The sequence below is a fragment of the Arthrobacter sp. 35W genome (genome assembly GCF_000482545.1).
Taxonomy (GTDB): Bacteria; Actinomycetota; Actinomycetes; order Actinomycetales; family Micrococcaceae; genus Specibacter.
On the sequence record NZ_KI519454.1, the window covers coordinates 2,161,190 to 2,177,716 of the forward strand.

General features: G+C 67.2%; 16 protein-coding genes. 12 read left to right on the forward strand and 4 right to left on the reverse strand.

Translation table 11 applies throughout. The features are described 5' to 3' along the window. Positions 1-26: 26 nt before the first annotated feature. Positions 27-437, reverse strand: coding sequence for a (R)-mandelonitrile lyase (locus tag K254_RS0109560; protein WP_026555172.1), 411 nt, complete (start codon positions 435-437; stop codon positions 27-29). A gap of 2 nt (positions 438-439) precedes the next feature. Next, positions 440-1,348: a helix-turn-helix transcriptional regulator gene (locus K254_RS0109565; RefSeq protein ID WP_026555173.1), complete on the reverse strand. Its 909-nt coding sequence runs from the start codon at positions 1,346-1,348 to the stop codon at positions 440-442. Positions 1,349-1,510: 162 nt separating this feature from the next. Between K254_RS0109565 and K254_RS0109570 the strand changes: the two genes are divergently transcribed. Both K254_RS0109570 and K254_RS0109575 read left to right on the forward strand, forming a co-directional pair. After that, a complete protein-coding gene (locus K254_RS0109570; RefSeq protein ID WP_026555174.1) occupies positions 1,511-2,956 on the forward strand; it encodes an MFS transporter in 1,446 nt (481 codons plus the stop codon). 87 nt (positions 2,957-3,043) lie between these two features. Next, complete coding sequence (locus K254_RS0109575; protein ID WP_026555175.1) at positions 3,044-4,402, forward strand: MBL fold metallo-hydrolase; 1,359 nt, start codon at positions 3,044-3,046, stop codon at positions 4,400-4,402. Here the strand turns inward: K254_RS0109575 and rox are convergent. Further along, a complete protein-coding gene (gene rox / locus K254_RS0109580) occupies positions 4,399-5,826 on the reverse strand; it encodes a rifampin monooxygenase (protein ID WP_026555176.1) in 1,428 nt (475 codons plus the stop codon). The genes K254_RS0109575 and rox overlap by 4 nt on opposite strands. 332 nt (positions 5,827-6,158) lie before the next feature. Between rox and K254_RS0109585 the strand changes: the two genes are divergently transcribed. The 4 genes from K254_RS0109585 to K254_RS0109600 all read left to right on the forward strand — a co-directional run bounded on the left by K254_RS0109585 (position 6,159) and on the right by K254_RS0109600 (position 9,331). After that, positions 6,159-6,776 carry a DMP19 family protein gene (locus K254_RS0109585; protein WP_026555177.1) on the forward strand — a complete coding sequence of 206 codons (618 nt, stop codon included), beginning with the start codon at positions 6,159-6,161 and terminating at the stop codon, positions 6,774-6,776. Positions 6,777-7,049: 273 nt separating this feature from the next. Continuing rightward, complete coding sequence (locus tag K254_RS22675) at positions 7,050-8,432, forward strand: reverse transcriptase family protein (RefSeq protein WP_081709993.1); 1,383 nt, start codon at positions 7,050-7,052, stop codon at positions 8,430-8,432. Between the two features lie 204 nt (positions 8,433-8,636). Then, positions 8,637-9,068 (forward strand): hypothetical protein, encoded by a 432-nt coding sequence (locus tag K254_RS22680; RefSeq protein ID WP_051389028.1) that lies wholly within the window; start codon positions 8,637-8,639, stop codon positions 9,066-9,068. Positions 9,069-9,124: 56 nt separating this feature from the next. Beyond that, positions 9,125-9,331 (forward strand): hypothetical protein, encoded by a 207-nt coding sequence (locus K254_RS0109600; RefSeq protein WP_026555178.1) that lies wholly within the window; start codon positions 9,125-9,127, stop codon positions 9,329-9,331. A 211-nt stretch (positions 9,332-9,542) separates the two neighbouring features. On the opposite strand, the gene K254_RS0109605 is transcribed toward K254_RS0109600, so the two are convergent. After that, positions 9,543-10,409 (reverse strand): GAF and ANTAR domain-containing protein, encoded by an 867-nt coding sequence (locus K254_RS0109605; RefSeq protein WP_231391803.1) that lies wholly within the window; start codon positions 10,407-10,409, stop codon positions 9,543-9,545. Between the two features lie 742 nt (positions 10,410-11,151). Here K254_RS0109605 and K254_RS25310 point away from each other — a divergent pair. From K254_RS25310 to K254_RS0109640, 6 genes are all read left to right on the forward strand, one after another. Next, positions 11,152-11,328 (forward strand): CsbD family protein, encoded by a 177-nt coding sequence (locus K254_RS25310; RefSeq protein WP_081709994.1) that lies wholly within the window; start codon positions 11,152-11,154, stop codon positions 11,326-11,328. Between the two features lie 54 nt (positions 11,329-11,382). Further along, a complete protein-coding gene (locus K254_RS25930) occupies positions 11,383-11,550 on the forward strand; it encodes a hypothetical protein (RefSeq protein WP_196810903.1) in 168 nt (55 codons plus the stop codon). A 250-nt stretch (positions 11,551-11,800) separates the two neighbouring features. Continuing rightward, positions 11,801-12,862 (forward strand): iron ABC transporter substrate-binding protein, encoded by a 1,062-nt coding sequence (locus K254_RS0109625; protein WP_026555180.1) that lies wholly within the window; start codon positions 11,801-11,803, stop codon positions 12,860-12,862. Between the two features lie 4 nt (positions 12,863-12,866). After that, positions 12,867-14,459: an ABC transporter permease gene (locus K254_RS0109630; protein ID WP_026555181.1), complete on the forward strand. Its 1,593-nt coding sequence runs from the start codon at positions 12,867-12,869 to the stop codon at positions 14,457-14,459. Beyond that, entirely contained in the window at positions 14,456-15,613 is a 1,158-nt protein-coding gene (locus K254_RS0109635) for an ABC transporter ATP-binding protein (RefSeq protein WP_081709995.1), read from the forward strand. The genes K254_RS0109630 and K254_RS0109635 overlap by 4 nt, the downstream gene beginning before the upstream one ends. A 47-nt stretch (positions 15,614-15,660) precedes the next feature. Next, entirely contained in the window at positions 15,661-16,443 is a 783-nt protein-coding gene (locus tag K254_RS0109640) for a M50 family metallopeptidase (protein WP_231391804.1), read from the forward strand. Positions 16,444-16,527: the final 84 nt, after the last annotated feature.

Here is a 16,527-nt window from a genome sequence, read left to right on the forward strand (position 1 = left end):
GCGGTACGTCCTTGTCGCTGCCGGCGCTACGGTTGTGCGGCGCCGTATTCCTCATCGCTGACATGCTCGGCCCATTCGACCTCCGGGCCGTCCTGGTCCTCGCCGAGGCATTCCCACATCGCCAGATGGGACATGGCGTGCTCGGCCGCGGCACCGTGCCAGTGCCATTCCCCCGGCGGGGTGTAGACCGTGTCCCCGGGGCGCATCTGGACGACGTCACCGCCCTTGGCCTGGACGAGGCCCAGACCCTCCGTGACGTGCAGGGTCTGGCCGTTGGCGTGCCGGTGCCACGCCGTGCGGGCGCCCGGGGCGAAGCGGACGATGTTGACCCGCAGTCTGGAGGGCGCGGTGCCGGCGGCGATAACGTCAAAGTTGACGTTGCCGGTGAACAAGGCCTCCGGGCCCTTGGTGCTCGGTGTCTTGGGGATCTGGTGCATTCCTAGTCCTTCGTTGAGGTCGTCGTGGCAGGTTCACTACCGGTGGTGTGGGTGTCGAGTTGGTCCTGCGTGCTCGCCCAGCTGGCGAGCAGCTTCAACGCATCCGACGTCGGGGTCCCCGGGGCGGCCGTGTAGACCAGCATCGTGAGGCCCGGGTCGGAGGGGAATTCCATGGCCTCAAAGTTGAGCTCCAGATCACCCACGATGGGGTGGTGCAGCTTCTTGAACCCCGTGCGGTGGAAGCGCACATTGTGCGCGGCCCAGCGCTGGCGGAAGTCCTCGCTGCGGGTGGACAGCTCACCAATGAGCTCGGTCAGCGCCTTGTCAAAGGGGTTCCTCCCGGCTTCCAAGCGGAGCATCGCGGCAATGTCGTCCGCCGCCCGCTCCCAGTCGGTGAAGAACTCCTTGGAGGCCGGGTCCAGGTAGACAAAGCGCGCCGTGTTCGCTGGCTGGTGGGGATCGGCAAGCATCGGGGCGTACAGGGCGCGGGCCATCCGGTTCGCGGCCAGGAGGTCGTGGCGCGCGTTGCGGACCCACGCAGGAGCATCCGCGATGGCTTCGAGCATCTGCAGGATCGGCTGGCGCACCGCCTTGGGCGACGGCGGACGCCGCCGCGCGGCGGGCACGGCAACGGACTTGCGGGCCAGATCGAAGAGGTGGTCGTGCTCGGCGTCGTCCAATTGCAGCGCACGGGCCAGTGCCTCGAGCACGCTCTCCGAGACGCCGGCCAGGTTGCCGCGTTCCATCCGCACGTAGTAATCGATGCTGACACCGGCCAGCAGGCAGACCTCCTCGCGGCGCAGCCCCTTCACCCGACGGTTTCCGCCATAGGCCGGCAGCCCGGCCTGCTCGGGGGTGATCCTGGCGCGGCGTGAGGTGAGGAACTCGCGGATCTCTGTTTGGTGGTCCATGCGATCAACCGTACGCCGGGCCGCGGTCCGGAGGGAGGCACTGTCATTACCTGTACGGGCCGGCACTCCCTGGCAGTGCGGGTCCCAGCTTCAATGGAATGAGCGGCCCCGGGGATGTCCCCCGACAGCGCGGCCACCACCCACTCCACCCCAAGGAATCCAGTGACCGGCACTCCCACAGCCACCGGCGCCAAGACCGGCGCGATTCTGGCGATCATCCTCGCCAGCTACTTCATGATCCTGCTCGACAACTCGATCATCTTCACCGGGCTTCCGAGCATCCAGGCCGCCATGGACCTCTCGGCCACCTCCCTGGCCTGGGTGCAGGACGCCTACACGCTCGTCTTCGGCGGGCTGCTCCTGCTGGGCGCCCGCGCCGGTGATCTGCTGGGCCGCCGCCGCGTCTTCGTGGCAGGCCTTGCCACCTTTGCCGTGGCGTCGCTCTTGATCGGTCTGGCTCCCACCGGCGAATGGCTGATTGGCGCCCGGGCCTTGCAGGGTGTCGGCGCGGCGGTTGTTGCCCCGACGTCGCTCTCGCTGCTGACGTCCAGCTTCGCGCCGGGCCGCGAGCGCACCCGCGCCGTGGCCTGGTACGGGGCCACGGCCGGCATCGGCGCCAGCCTGGGGCTCGTGATCGGCGGGGCGCTCACGCATTGGATCTCCTGGCGCGCCGGATTCTTCCTCAACGTTCCCATCGGCCTGGCCATGATCGTGCTGGCTCCGCGGTTCCTGCCCCAGGCCCAGCGCACGGCCGGGCGTTTCGACGTCGTCGGCGCCATCACGGCGACCCTGGGCATGGGTGCCATCGTCTTCGGCATCATCAGCTCGGCCGACGCCGGCTGGGGGTCGCCGGTGACGCTGGTGGCCTTTGGCGCCGGGCTGGCGCTGCTGGCCCTGCTGGTGGTCAACGAGCGGCGGGTGGCACATCCGATCATGCCGCTGCGGCTCTTCGTGAGCCGTGAACGCACCGGGGCCTACGCCGCCCGGATGCTCTACATGGGTGCCATGATCGGCTTCTTTTTCTTCACCACCCAGTTCCTGCAGGGCGTGCTGGGCTACAACCCCCTGCAGGCGGGCATCGCCTTTTTCCCGATGACTGTCGTCAACTTCGCGGTCGCGCTGGCCATCCCGAAGCTGACGGCCCGGCTTGGCAACGCGGCCCTGCTGGTGGCGGGCGTGGCGGTGACCCTCGCGGGCATGATCTGGCTGGCCAGGGTGGACGCCGGGAGCCTGTACCTCACCGGGGTTGCCCTGCCGATGGTGCTGCTCGGCATCGGGCAAGGCCTCGCCTTTGCGCCGCTGACCTCCGCGGGCATCGCCGGAGTCCCGGCGTCGGATGCCGGGGCCGCTTCGGGCCTGGTGAACACGGCCCATCAGCTGGGCAGCAGCCTGGGTCTGGGCATTCTGGCCGCGGTCGCAGCAGCCAGTGTTCCCAGTGCCGGGTCTGGCCGGGAGGCCCTGGCCGGGCACGTGAGTGCGGCATTGACGGCCGGCAGCCTCATGCTGGCCCTCTGCCTGGCGGTGGCACTGGCCCTCATAGCGCCGGCCGAGCTGGCCGCCCGGCACCGCCCCTCCGCCGTCGAGGCGCCCATCCCGGCCCGGCGCTGAGCCCAACCTGCGGTGCCCGGGGCGTTGAGCACCGGCCGGCTCCGGCGTAGCCTGAGGCAACTACCTGTCCATGCGGAGGAACCCCCGATGGTTGCCATCATCATCATTGAAACCCCTACTCTGGGTGACCGCAGCTACCTGGCCCACGACGGCGGAATCGCGTTCGTCGTCGACCCGCAGCGGGACATCGACAGGATCCTGGAGAAGGCCAGCACCGCGGGTGTGCAGATCACCCACGTGCTGGAAACGCACATCCACAATGACTACGTCACGGGTGGACTGGCGCTTGCGCAGGCCACGGGGGCGCAGTACCTGGTCAACGGTGCCGACGAGGTCTCCTTTGAACGGACGCCCATCGCCGGAGGCCAGCGGATCGCCATCTCCCCCACCATGACCCTCGACGTCCTCGCCACCCCCGGCCATACGCTGACGCACCTGTCCTACGTCCTGACCTCCGGTGGGCGGACCATTGGTGTGTTCACCGGAGGTTCGCTGTTGTTCGGATCCACCGGCCGCCCGGACCTGCTGGGCCCGGAGCACACGCATGAGCTGGCCCACCAGCAATACGGCTCGGCCCAGCTCATTGCCGCTGCGGTGCCCGACGACACGCAATTGCTGCCCACCCATGGGTTTGGCAGCTTTTGCTCGACGGCCATCTCCCATGCCACGGCCTCCACCGTCGGGGCGGAAAGGTTGGCCAATCCGGTGCTCACCCAGGATGAGGAGGACTACGTCCGCGAGATGCTGGCGGGCCTGGACGCCTACCCGGCCTACTACGCCCACATGGGCGCCCGGAACCTGGCCGGGCCGAAGCCTGCGGATCTGGCGGAGCCGTCACAGGCCGATGCGGCGCAGCTGTTGGCGCGGATCCAGGCCGGGGAATGGGTGGTTGACCTGCGCCACCGCACAGCCTTTGCCGCCGGCCACGCCGTCGGGACGCTGAACTTTGGTTTGGATGGCTCGTTCGCCACCTACCTGGGCTGGCTCATTCCCTGGGGCACGCCGGTGACGCTGCTTGGGGAGACTCCCGACGACGTCGCCCGGGCCCAGCGCGAACTGGTGCGCATCGGCGTCGACCGCCCGGCGGCGGCTTCCACGGGCGGCCCCGGGCAGTGGAGCGATGCCCCGCTGGCGAGCTACCTGCGGGCTGATTTCACGGATCTGGCCAATGTCCGCCACCACCGCGAGGTGGCCGTTCTGGATGTGCGCCGCAGGGGCGAGTGGACGGAGCGGCACATCGAGGGCGCACTGAACATTCCCCTGCACGATGTACCCGCCCGGCTGGACGGTCTGCCGCCCGGAGAGCTGTGGGTGCACTGCGCCAGCGGCTACCGCGCCTCCATCGTCACCTCGATGCTGGCTGCCCGGGGACGAGCCGTAGTGCTCATCGACGACCATTTCTCCCATGCCGCCAAGGCCGGGCTGCCTATGGTGGGGCGGGCCTAGGAGGGGGCTCCGAACCACGCCGGCAGGTGGCGGAGCAGGTCCTCCTGGTCCCCACCGATCCACGCCACGTGGCCGTCCGGCCGGAGCAGCACGGCGGGCGCGTCCAGGTCAGCACCGGCGTCGACGACGTGGTCGATCCGGTCCGTCCATCCGGACACCGACAGGCTGCCTGTCGCATCCAGCAGGAGCCCGCGGCCTTCGCGGGTGAGCTCGTAGAGGCGGCCCTGGGACAGTGGGATGTCGCGCAGCCGCCTGCCCAGCAGCGCCGGTCCTTCGCCGAAGTCGTAGCGGATCCCGATCGAGGTGGTCTTCTCGGCCAGGAAGCGGTTGACGTCCTCGAAGTCCATCAGTTTCGCCAGCAGCCGGCGCACCGCCCGTGGACCGGGCTCGGGCGAGATCAGCTCCGACTGGGCCCGGGTGATGGTCAGTACGTCCTCTGCCACCGGGTGGCGCTCCGTGAAGTAGCTGTCCAGCAGACCGTCCGGCGCCCACCCCGTGACCTCCGCGGCCAGCTTCCAGCCGAGGTTGAAGGCATCCTGGATGCCCAGGTTCAGCCCCTGCCCGCCCAGCGGCGGGTGGACATGCGCCGCATCTCCAGCCAGGAACACCCGGCCCACGCGGTACCGTTCGGCCAGCCGGGTGGCGTCGGTGAAACGGGTCAGCGAGCGCGGCGAGTGGACGCCGAAGTCTGTGCCCGCGTAGGCCCGCAGCTGCGTCCGGAATTCCTCCAGCGTGGGTGGAACCGTCCGGTCCTCGGCCACCGTTGCTGCGGGCACGACGGCGCGGTGCAGGCCGTTGCCGGCGGGGCCGATGCCGAAGCCCTTGTGGGTCCTGCGGACCTTCTCCGACACCGCGGCAATCTCCTCCGGTGGTGCCGTCACCGCCATCTCGCCGAGGATCCATTCGGTGGTGGCGGCGTCGCCGGGAAAGCCGATGCCCAGCAGCCGGCGCACCAGGGAGCGTCCGCCGTCGGCGCCGACCAGCCAGCGCGAGCGCAGCCGCGTGCCGTCCGCGAGCTCGACGTCCACGCCATCGTCGTCCTGCTCAACGCCCACCACCTCGGCGCCGCGGCGGATCTGCGCGCCGAGCTCGGCGGCGTGCTCGGCCAGCAGGCGGTCGGTGGCCGGCTGCGGGATGCCCAGAATGTAGCGGTGAGCCGTGTCGAGGTCCTCGGGGGCCGGTTTTTCGATCCCGGCAAAGTGGCCGACTCCCCCGGGGTACTGCGTCCCTTGTTCGAGGAACCTCTCCAGCAGGCCGCGCTGGTCCATGATCTCGATGCTGCGCGGATGCAGGCCCAGGGAACGGACGGCAGCAGTCGACTCCGCATCCTTCTCCAGCACGAGCACGTCCACACCGTGCAGCCGCAGCTCGCTGGCCAGCATCATGCCCGTCGGCCCGCCGCCGCTGATGATTACGTCAACCATGTGAAACCCCATCCAAACGCCCAATCTCCGCGGCTTTTCCGGCCGCGCCCATCCATTCTGAGCCCGGCCGGCGGCCTTGCGGCAAGCCCCCGGCCGGGCTGTATTCTGAAGATGGCAGGGAGGTTCGTCTCTCTGCCTTTCGCATGTGCGGATCGGCGTGGGCACAGACGCGCCGACACAATTCCTTGGGGGAAATTTTGGTTAAAGACCGGTCGATCGACAGCAACGACGTTTCACTCCGCATTGCTGAATACAGGCGCCTCGTTATTCAATGGGACTCTTTTGAGGGAAGCGTCAGAAAAGCAAATGCGTTGATCCGAAAGTCCTTAGCGTTGGGCGAATCGCTGGCCGAGGAGGAAGCCGGACGGAACGGCCTCGAGGCCCTGTGTGCAGACGACGACAGAGGCGTCCGCCTTTCCGCCAGCATCGCCGTCCTGAAATGGAACCCGAAGGTGGCCATACCCGTCCTGGAGGACTTCAGTGCCGGTTCCGATATGAACGCCTTCAGCGCCGAGAACGTGCTCAGACGATTCCAACAGCGGGCTCAGGAAGTGGCGACCGACATTGCCGTGGATGAACCAGCCACTGCCTCCGCTGCACCACGGGGCCAAGGCGAAGTTCCGGGGCAGCCGGACGACGATGATCTGGACATGGCGATGGACATCCACTCGTTGATCATGAACGGCGGTGTGGACCACGCCTACGAAGTCCGTGGCGATGAATTCCCCCTTGTTGCGGCCACGTTCACCGGGTGCGGCGCTCGGGACGCCGCGGCCATTCTGGACGAGTTCCTGCGCATCCTCGGCGGCGGTGGCATCCCGGCGGACATGGAGTCCAGAGCCGACCAGCTCGCCGCCGTGGACGAATCCGTGGCTGACGACATTGAAGTTCTCTCGGACCGCTACTTCGGACTGGACGACGTCCAGGACAAGCTTGAGCAGATCCTCTAGGCAGCCAAACCATCGGCGTGCCCTGGCGTGCACGGACCATGACGTCGGTTAGCGTGGCTGCATGCGACGGCTTCCGGATGAGGTGGGCAGTGCCTTGAAAGCACTTCCCTCTCCGGGGCTACCCCGGGGCACGCAGTTCGACCAGCACCACGCGCCGTGGGCCCGCCCCTGCGCTCCGCGCAGCACGGGGCCCACACAGACAGATGGGTCATCCGGAAGCCGCCGCACCTTCCCCTGTGGGACGTCAAACACCCTCCCGGTCAGGGGCCGCAGATGGCGGTAGCCACAACAGGTGCAGCAACCCTGGCCCGCACGCCACGGACCTCGCCCGCTGACCTGGCCACGGCCCTGGCGCACGCCTTTCTGGGTGCGGAGTCCTGGTCCAAAGCGGCCCTGGTTGCCTCCGCAGCCGGATCACTTGGGGCCCGGCGCCGGTGGCTGCCGCCGCTGGCCGGCCACGTTCTGGCTGCGTACCACCGGCCCCCGGCGGACGCGCCTCGGGAGTTGGCCGCCGTCGTCGGCCAGTGCGACGCCTTCCGCGAGGCGCTCGCCAAATCTGCCCGGCAGCGCAAACCCATACGCCTGGCCCACCTGGTCCCAGTCGCCGGCAAGGCGCGGGACTCGGCTACGGACATTCCCCGGATCGACACCCTGGCGGAGCTGGCCGGACGACTGGAGCTCTCCACCGGTGAGTTGGAATGGTTCGCTGACCCTGGGCAGTGGAACCGCTCTGCCCGCACCCCACGGCTGCAGCACTACCGCTACGAATGGCGGAGCCGGCCCGGACGCGTTCCCCGTTTGCTGGAAATCCCTGGCACCAGGCTGCGCGCCATCCAACGCAGAATCCTCAGGGACCTGCTGCAGCCGATCCCCCTGCACGATGCGGCCCACGGGTTCGTCCCGGGGCGCAGCGCCATCACTGGCGCCGCCCGCCATACGGGAAACGAGGTGGTCATCAATCTGGATCTGTCCACCTTCTTCGCCAGGGTCACACCCGGGAAGATCTTCGGCGTGCTGCGGCAGGCGGGCTACGCCGAGGCTGTCGCCCACCGGCTCACCGGGCTGTGCACCCACGCCGTTCCGGCGCGCGTCCTGGCCGCCATGCCAGCGGGCGGGGACCCCGGCGAGCGCTTCGCCGTTCGGCAGGCGCTGGCCCGGGCGCACCTTCCCCAGGGCGCCCCGACCTCGCCTCTGCTGGCCAATCTGGCACTGCGCCGGTTGGACTCCAGGCTTGCCGGCTGGGCGGCCGCGGTGGGCGCCAGCTACACGCGCTATGCGGATGACCTGGCGTTCAGCGGCGGTCCGGATCTGGCCCGGGGCGCCGATGCCTTCATCCGCGGTGCGGCCCGGATCGTAGCCGACGAGGGCCACGACCTCAACCGCCGCAAGACCCGCGTCCGCGGCGCCGCCACGCGCCAAAGCGTCACGGGCGTCGTCGTCAACGCCCACACCAACATCTCCCGCGGCGACTACGACAGGATCAAGGCCATCCTGCACCATTGCGTCCTCGATGGGCCCGGGGAGCAGAACCGCAGCGGGCACCCGGACTTCCAGGCGTATCTTCGCGGGCGGATCGCCTGGATCGAAAGCCTCAACGCTGCCCGCGGAGCGCAGCTGCGTGCGGAGTTTGACCGCATCCAGTGGCAGACCGCGTAAATTTCCCAAGCAATGGTTGCCTTGGCGACCGATTCGTCCTAAGTTTTGATTTGGGTTAGCAGCAACCCGTCAAGGCTCCGCCATGGCGCGTTCAGGGTTAACGCAGGCTCTGCTACCCGATCCTCCGCAACGGCGGCGGCGCCTTGGTGCACCGCAGACGCCGGTCCCCGCAGCAGTGGACCCCCGGACGGAAGGAAAGCAACTATGTCGACAGTTCCCGATTCATGTGCCACCGGCGGCACCAACCAGCCCGCCGGACAACGCCCCTGGTGCCTTGAGTGCCGCAGTGATGCCGCCCTCATCATTGAGTCGATAGTGTCCCGTGTCCCGCCGACACCAGGGATCGTGCACATCGAGTACACCTGTGCGGCCTGCGATTCCTACTACGCCCACCCGGCGGCAGTGGAGCAAATTGCCACCATACTCAACAACACCACCACGCCGTCGTCAGGCGTCCTTCAATTTGGCCACCATTACATCCATTGTGGCGAGCCGATGCAGGAGTTCAACGCCGAGCCGATCCGGATCAGGGCAGATTTCCCAGACAGTCACCACGGGCCTCGACTGACAGATGTCTCCCTGCCCACGCGGGTCCTGCGTTGCCAGTGCGGCTTCCGGATGTCCCTGCCCGGCTAGGTTCTCCCACCGGGACCGCCCGGCACTTTTGGCCCACCGTGAGATCGAAGAACGCCATGCGCACCAGATCAATCCTCAGCATCATCATCATCCTGTGGCTGGTGGTCGGCGCCATTGCCGCCGGCCAGCGCGGCTACTTTTCTTCCGTCCCGGGAACGTGCAACCAGGCCGGGACCATTGCCGCGGCCATCGCCGTCGGCCCGCTCAATTACCTGGGCTTGAACCCACAGATCGCCTGCGAAGTACCGCAGCCCTCCCCCTGAAAGGCAGTGGCATGACCATTCCACCCATCCCTGAACCCATTCCCGGGCAGCCGTTTCCGCCTGCACCGCCGATTCCGGACCCGGCGATCCCAGATCCCTCCGAGCCACCGCCTCTGGAACCGCCGGTACCCGAACCCAATCCTTATCCGGAGCCACTGCCGCCCCTCGGGATGGACTGAGCTCGGGCGCCTGGCCGTGTTTGTGCAGCTGCTCAGGCGTCGAAATGTGTCTGGACGCCCTTGTTGTTGAGGTTGGTGACCAGTTCTTCGGCGAGATCGCGCAGCTTCTGGTTCCTGCTCGAGGACGCCTTGACCAGGAGGGCAAAGGCGTCATCCTGCGAGCACCGCTGTTGGCCCATGATGACGCCGATGGCGATGTCGATGGCTGTTCTGGACTTCATGGCTTCCTGCAGATCCACGGCAGCCTGGTCCCGCGAGCCGATGCGCACCGCCAGCCGGAGGGCCTTTTGGGCGGAGGATGCGTAGTTCTCTGCCCGTTCGATGATTGCCGGTGTGAACATGGCTTTGACGGGGGAAAAGAAGTTCATGGCCGCCGCGGCGCCACCCTCAAGGGGCATCGGCACGGCAAGAACACTGTTGATTTCCAGGGCGTGCATCTCCCGGGCATACTCGGGCCAACGGGGGTCCGTCGCGGCGTCATCCATCACGACGGTGTGGCCGGTCTCCAGTGCCTCCAAACAGGGGCCCGCGCCATGCTTCTGCTGGATCCGGTCAAAGATGGTGGCACTTTCATCACTGCCCGCTCCGGTCAAGGGGCGGTGCCGCCGGTACAGCGTGATGGCGCATTGGACGGGCATCTGGCCCACCCCCGGGGCACTGGTGGCTGAATAGGCCGCCAGATCCTCAAGGAACTCCACGACGTCGGCGCTGTCCAACACCAGGTCCTGGAGCTCATCGGCCACGGAATACTCGGATCCGGTGTCGGTGTCGATGCTGTCCATGTCCGCGGTCCCCTTGTCCTCGTTTAGCAGATCATCCAGCCAGCCGGCGCTGGATTGGGGAGGTTCGCTGTGCGGAACCCGGGCCGGCAGACCGCTCTCCATGGAATGTTCATTCATGGCAGCGGCTGCCATGTCGCATTCAAGGGCGGGGAGCATGTGCGCGCCGAAGACGTAGGCTTCGATTTCAAATCCACCGGCGCTGCCACCAAGCGCGAAATAGTGCAGCCAGAAGTCTGTGAGCCGCCATCGTGAATCTGACAGGGCATTTCTGAGCTCCCTCGTTTGAAAGCTGCCGTCGCCGTGGAGTGGCATCTCTGGTCCCAAAGACTCCTCTGCCGGGCCGGAGTGCGCCATGCCCGGGTCATTGCCACGGGCCTCTGGCCAAGCCTGTTCCAATGCTACGCCGCATCTGCGCTCCCGGACCGGCCCGGTGCACTGTTGGTGCCGGCACCATTTGCGGCCCATTCCCCTTGCGCCGATGGAGGGACAGTTCTACCGTGGGATCTGAAGCCAGCAGCGCGTCACGGTCATGGGCAGTGCCCCAATTCTTCGATCGGACGACAGTGAAAGATGCTGGATACTCCCCCACACGCCCCGCCGCCCCGGCCCGCGCCGCGGATGCTGCTGGACATGCGCCCGGCGGATCCTGCCCGCTGCCGCCAACGAGGGCCGAGGCACTCTTGGCCGCAAGGGCGGCCAGGCTCGCAGCTATGAACAGGGGGCGGTAGCCCAGCTGCGCGCCAAGGCCAAAGACATCGGGCTGACCGGCTTTTCCTTCCAACGGAAAAGCGCATTGATCAACCGGCTCAGGAATTCCTGACCCGGACCGGCGCCAATCAGGAACAGAGAGGAGGAAACCATGGGAATCGACGACAGGGTGGAAAGTGCAGCCGACAAGCTCAAAGGCACGGTCAAGGAAGCCGCTGGAAAGCTGACCGACAACGACAAGTTGGAGGCCGAAGGCAAGGCGGACCAGGCCAAAGGCAAGCTAAAGGATGCCGTTGAAGACGTCAAGGACGCCTTCAAGAAGGACTAGGTCTGCTGTGGAATCCAGGGTTCAAGAAGACCGAGAGCGGAGGGAGGTGTAGTCATGAATGCTCTGTTGTTGATCGTGGGCGTCGTCGCCATTGTGCTGCTGTTTGTTGGCGGCTTTACCCAGTCATTGAACTGGCTGTTGTGGGCTGGAGTCATCCTGTTGATTCTGGCCGCGATCGGCTGGATCGTGCGGACGGTCTCCGGGCGGACGCCGTCAACCTAAACACCGACTGGTGAATGGTGCCGGCCACCACCCTCCTGCAGCCCACCGTGGCTGGTTCGAAGGAATCGATGGCCGGCACAGCCATGCCCCGGGGCGATTAGCCCATGTAAACATGGCGTAATCTAGGTGACGTCGCTCACATTGGCGTGGTTTCGATTGGAAATTAGGCATGGCTAACCTACAGTTTCCTGTGAGCCCGCTATGAATCCCTCCAGGACTCCCCCTTGTTCTGTGTCAGAAGGAAGCCCCCATGAAGATCCGCAAGAATGCGCTGGCCGGCATCGCCCTCGCCGCCACCGCCGCCCTCGGCCTGGCCGCCTGTGGCTCCACCGCCACCCCCGCCGCCACCAGCTCTGCACCCGCATCCGCCGAGGCAAAGGTCGCCGGCGAGATCACGGTCTACAACGCCCAGCACGAGAGCCTGACCCAGGAATGGGTCGACGCCTTCACCAAGGAGACCGGCGTCAAGGTCACCCTGCGCCAGGGCTCCGACACCGAGCTGTCGAACCAGATCGTTGCCGAGGGCGCAGCCTCCCCTGCCGATGTGTTCCTCACCGAAAACTCCCCTGCAATGGCGCAGGTTGAGAACGCCGGCCTCTTCGCCGACGTCGACAAGGACACCATCGCCCAGGTTCCGGCCGAGTTCCGCCCCTCCACGGGCAAGTGGACCGGCATCGCCGCCCGTTCGACCGTGCTGGTCTACGACAAGGCCAAGCTGAGCGAAGCCGACCTGCCGAAGTCCATGCTGGACCTGGCCAAGCCGGAGTGGAAGGGCAAGTGGGCTGCATCACCCACCGGCGCCGACTTCCAGGCCATCGTGGCAGCACTGCTCGAGCTCAAGGGCGAGGCCGCCACCGAAGAGTGGCTGAAGGGCATGAAGGAGAACTTCACGGCCTACAAGGGCAACAGCACCGCCATGAAGGCCGTCAACGCCGGTGAAATCCCCGCCGCACTGATCTACCACTACTACTACTACGGCGACCAGGCCAAGACCGGCGAGAACTCCAAGAACGTCACGCCGTACTTCTTCAAGAACCAGGATCCGGGCGCGTTTGTGTCCATCTCCGGTGGCGGTGTGCTGAAGTCCTCCAAGAATGCTGCTGCAGCCCAGGCCTTCATCAAGTTCATCACCGGCAAGACCGGCCAGGAAGTCCTCAAGAACGGCACCTCCTTCGAGTACGCCATTGCATCGGACGTTGATGCCAACGCCAAGCTGGTGCCGATCAAGGATCTTCAGGCTCCGGTTGTCGACCCGGCCAAGCTGAACTCCGCAAAGGTCACCGAGCTGATGACCAAGGCAGGACTGCTGTAATTCTGTGACAACTGATCTATCGGCCCCCCGCAGTCCGGGGGGCACGACGACGGCGGGCAAGGGCAAGCGCCCTCGCCCGCCTTTCGGCGTTTCCGCCATCTCGTTGATTGCCGTCCTCATTGCCCTGTTTGCGCTGCTGCCCCTGGGCTACGTGGTCTACATGACCATCACCACGGGGTGGGACACCGCCGTCGGACTCATCTTCCGCCCCCGCGTGGGCGAACTGCTGCTGAACACGATTCTGTTGATTGTGTTCACTGTCCCCCTGTGCCTGGTGCTGGGTGTGGGCGGGGCCTGGCTGGTGGAGCGCACCAAGCTGCGTGGACACCGCGTCTGGGCCGTGGTGCTTGCCGCCCCGCTGGCGATTCCCGCCTTCGTCAACAGCTACGCCTGGGTGTCCGCTGTGCCGTCGCTGGCCGGCCTGTTCTCGGGTGTGCTGATCGCAACCCTCTCCTACTTCCCACTGGTGTACATCCCGGCGGCGGCCACACTGGGGCGCCTCGACCCGGCCATCGAACAGTCCGCCGCGTCCCTGGGGCTGGGGCCGTGGGCCGTGTTCTTCCGAGTGGTGCTCCCCCAATTGCGGGTGGCGCTCTCCGGAGGTGCGCTGCTGGTGTCCTTGCACCTGCTGGCCGAGTACGGCGCGTTCGCCATGATCCGCTTCGACACCTTCACGACGGCGATCATGGTGCAGTTCCAATCCACCTTCAACGGCTCCGCCGGCAACATGCTGGCCAGCGTTTTGGTGCTCTTCTGCCTGATCCTGCTGTTGGCCGAGGTCCGCTCCCGCGGCACGGCCCGCTATGCCCGCATCGGCTCCGGGGCCCAGGCCAAGGCCATGCGCCTGGATCTGGGCTGGTACCAGATGCCGGGACAGCTGTTCCTCGCCGCGCTGTCTACCTTGGCCGTGGGCATCCCATTGTGGTCCGTGCTCCGCTGGGTTGCCGCAGGAGGGACCGAGGTGTGGGACGCCGCAGAGTTTGTCCCCGCGCTCCTGCAGAGCCTTGGCTATGGCGCCGCCGGAGCGCTGGCGACAATCGTCGTCGGGTTCCCCATGGCCTATCTGGCCGTGCGGCACCCCAGCTGGTTCTCCAAGACGCTGGAGCTCTCCAACTACATCACCAGCTCCATGCCCGGGATCGTCGTCGGCCTGGCCTTCGTCACCATTGGCCTGCGCGTGGTGCCGGGCACCTATCAAACGGCCGGCATGGTGATCGCCGCCTATGTGCTCCTCTTCCTGCCGCGTGCCCTGGTCAACATCCGGGCCGGACTTTCGCAGGCCCCCAAGGAGCTGGACGAGGCGGCGCAGGCTCTGGGCAAGTCTCCGCTGACGGCCTTCGTCAAGGTGACACTGCGGCTGACGGCGCCCGCCGCCGCAGGTGGTGCGGCACTGGTGTTCCTGGCGATCATCAACGAGCTGACGGCCACCCTGCTGCTGTCCCCCAATGGCACCAGCACGCTGGCCACCGAATTCTGGAGCAAGAGCAGCGAGATCGATTACGTGGGTGCGGCACCGTACGCCCTGTTGATGATCGTCCTCTCCGCACCCATGACCTACCTGCTGTTCCAGCAGTCAAAGAGAGTAGCCGGACAATGATTGAGAAGACCTCGCCGGTGGTGGGCCTGCGGACCACTGCAGCGGCGGCCCCGGCCGGACATCTGGACATCGCGGATGTGGCCAAGAGCTTCGGCTCCCAGCCGGTGCTCAAGGGCGTGAACCTGTCCGTGCTCAAGGGCGGCACCACCGCCATCGTGGGCCCTTCCGGTTCAGGCAAGACGACGCTGCTGCGGCTCATCGCCGGCTTCGAGCACCCCGACGCCGGACGCATCGATGTGAATGGATCCACCGTTGCCGGGGCGGACCAGTGGGTCCCGGCCCACAAGCGCCAGGTGGGCTACGTGGCCCAGGACGGCGCCCTCTTCCCCCACCTGAGCGTGGGGCAGAACGTCGCCTTCGGGCTGGAGGGGGCACGGCGCGACGGCGGACGCCGCGCCGAAAAGACCCGCGTGGCCGAGCTCTTGGAAATGGTGTCCCTGGATCCGTCCATGGCCAAGCGCCGCCCGCACCAGCTGTCCGGCGGGCAGCAGCAACGCGTCGCTCTGGCCAGGGCCCTGGCCCGGGAGCCAGAGTTGATGCTCCTCGATGAGCCGTTCTCGGCCCTGGACGCCGGGCTCCGTGTGGCCACGCGGCGCGCGGTGGCGTCAGTCCTCAAGGAGGCCGGCATCACCACCATCCTGGTCACCCACGACCAGTCCGAAGCGCTGTCCTTCGCCGACCAGGTGGCCATCATGCGCGGCGGCAGGCTGGTCCAGGTGGGCAATCCCTTTGTGGTCTACACCCGCCCGGTGGACAGGCCCACCGCCGAGTTCCTGGGCGACGCCGTCATTCTGGATGCCTGGATGGAGGGCTCGCTGGCCACCTGCGCCCTTGGCGGCATCCCCGTGCGGCGCCCGCCCGTCCAGGGCCGGGTGCAGTTGATGCTGCGCCCCGAACAGATCCGCATCGCCGCCGACGGCCCGATCAGCGGCGTCGTGCTGCAAACGGACTACTTCGGCCCCGAAACCATGGTCCGGATCAGGTTGGCCGACAACCCCACCCTGGCCGGGCGCACCGGCGCCAACGGACTGCGCCACACAGCCGGAGGCGAAGTCATCACCATCCGCCACTGGAACGCGTCCATCGCCAAACCCGGCACGGAATTGTTCCTGCGCGTGGTGGGCGAGGGCGTGGCCTTCCCTCCGGAGGACTAGGCGGCTTCCTGGAACCCGCCCTCAGGCTTTTGCCGTAAGCTTCCCCAGTGATATCCCCAGCACTGCACTCCGTGGCCCCTGCCGACGTCGATGCAGGGGCCGTGGCCCAGCACTGGTGGCAGTCCCTGCTGGATGGGTTCGCCCGCGGCAGCGACCTGCACGTCCCGCTGGTGGTGCTCGCGGCGATTGTTGCCGCCGCCGTGGTGCTCAGCGTTCCGCTGGCCACCTGGCGCTGGTTTGGGCTGTACGTGACGTTCGTCCATGAACTCGGCCATGCCTTTGCCGCCCTCATGACCGGCCGCGTCGTGCATGGACTGCGCATCGGGCTCAACCACTCCGGCCAGCTGGTCAGCAGCGGCCGCCGTGGTGCGGGCGCCGTCTGGTCTGGTTTCTGGGGCTACCCGGCCCCCGCCGTCGTCGGCGCCGCCCTGGTCTGGGCCGCCAGCGCAGGGTGGTCCGGCGCAGCGCTGTCGTCCGGCGCCGTCGTGCTGCTCGTGTCACTGGTCTTCCTGCGGAACTTCACCGGCATCGCCGTCGCCCTGGGCTCGGCCCTCATCGCCCAGCTGCTGGTGCTGTTCGCAGATGCCACCACCGTCAGCTACGTCGGGCTGGGGCTGGGGACTGCACTGCTGGTCGGCTCGGTGCGGGATTGGTTCAAGGTGGTTTCGGTCCACACCCGGCGTCGGAGCGAACTGGCCAGCTCCGACGCCTACCTCTTGGCCCGCTCCACCGGCGTGCCGTCCTTCCTCTGGCTCGCCGGCTTCGCGGTCGTCATCGCCGCTTCCGTGGCCGGATCCATCTGGTGGCTGCTCGGCATCGTGGCCGGCTGACATGCGCAGGTTGGCTTCCGCAGGACAATTGTCCGCCTGGGACGCATCGCTGTTGGACCCCCGAGGGACGTAACAAACGAGAAA

Excerpts from the sequence above, each read along its gene's own strand:
- K254_RS0109560 (WP_026555172.1), bottom strand. The coding sequence starts at position 437 with ATGCACCAGATCCCCAAGACACCGAGCACCAAGGGCCCGGAGGCCTTG.
- K254_RS0109565 (WP_026555173.1), bottom strand. The coding sequence starts at position 1,348 with ATGGACCACCAAACAGAGATCCGCGAGTTCCTCACCTCACGCCGCGCC.
- K254_RS0109575 (WP_026555175.1), top strand. The coding sequence starts at position 3,044 with ATGGTTGCCATCATCATCATTGAAACCCCTACTCTGGGTGACCGCAGC.
- rox (WP_026555176.1), bottom strand. The coding sequence starts at position 5,826 with ATGGTTGACGTAATCATCAGCGGCGGCGGGCCGACGGGCATGATGCTG.
- K254_RS22675 (WP_081709993.1), top strand. The coding sequence starts at position 7,050 with ATGGCGGTAGCCACAACAGGTGCAGCAACCCTGGCCCGCACGCCACGG.
- K254_RS22680 (WP_051389028.1), top strand. The coding sequence starts at position 8,637 with ATGTCGACAGTTCCCGATTCATGTGCCACCGGCGGCACCAACCAGCCC.
- K254_RS0109600 (WP_026555178.1), top strand. The coding sequence starts at position 9,125 with ATGCGCACCAGATCAATCCTCAGCATCATCATCATCCTGTGGCTGGTG.
- K254_RS0109605 (WP_231391803.1), bottom strand. The coding sequence starts at position 10,409 with ATGAATGAACATTCCATGGAGAGCGGTCTGCCGGCCCGGGTTCCGCAC.
- K254_RS25310 (WP_081709994.1), top strand. The coding sequence starts at position 11,152 with ATGGGAATCGACGACAGGGTGGAAAGTGCAGCCGACAAGCTCAAAGGC.
- K254_RS25930 (WP_196810903.1), top strand. The coding sequence starts at position 11,383 with ATGAATGCTCTGTTGTTGATCGTGGGCGTCGTCGCCATTGTGCTGCTG.
- K254_RS0109625 (WP_026555180.1), top strand. The coding sequence starts at position 11,801 with ATGAAGATCCGCAAGAATGCGCTGGCCGGCATCGCCCTCGCCGCCACC.
- K254_RS0109635 (WP_081709995.1), top strand. The coding sequence starts at position 14,456 with ATGATTGAGAAGACCTCGCCGGTGGTGGGCCTGCGGACCACTGCAGCG.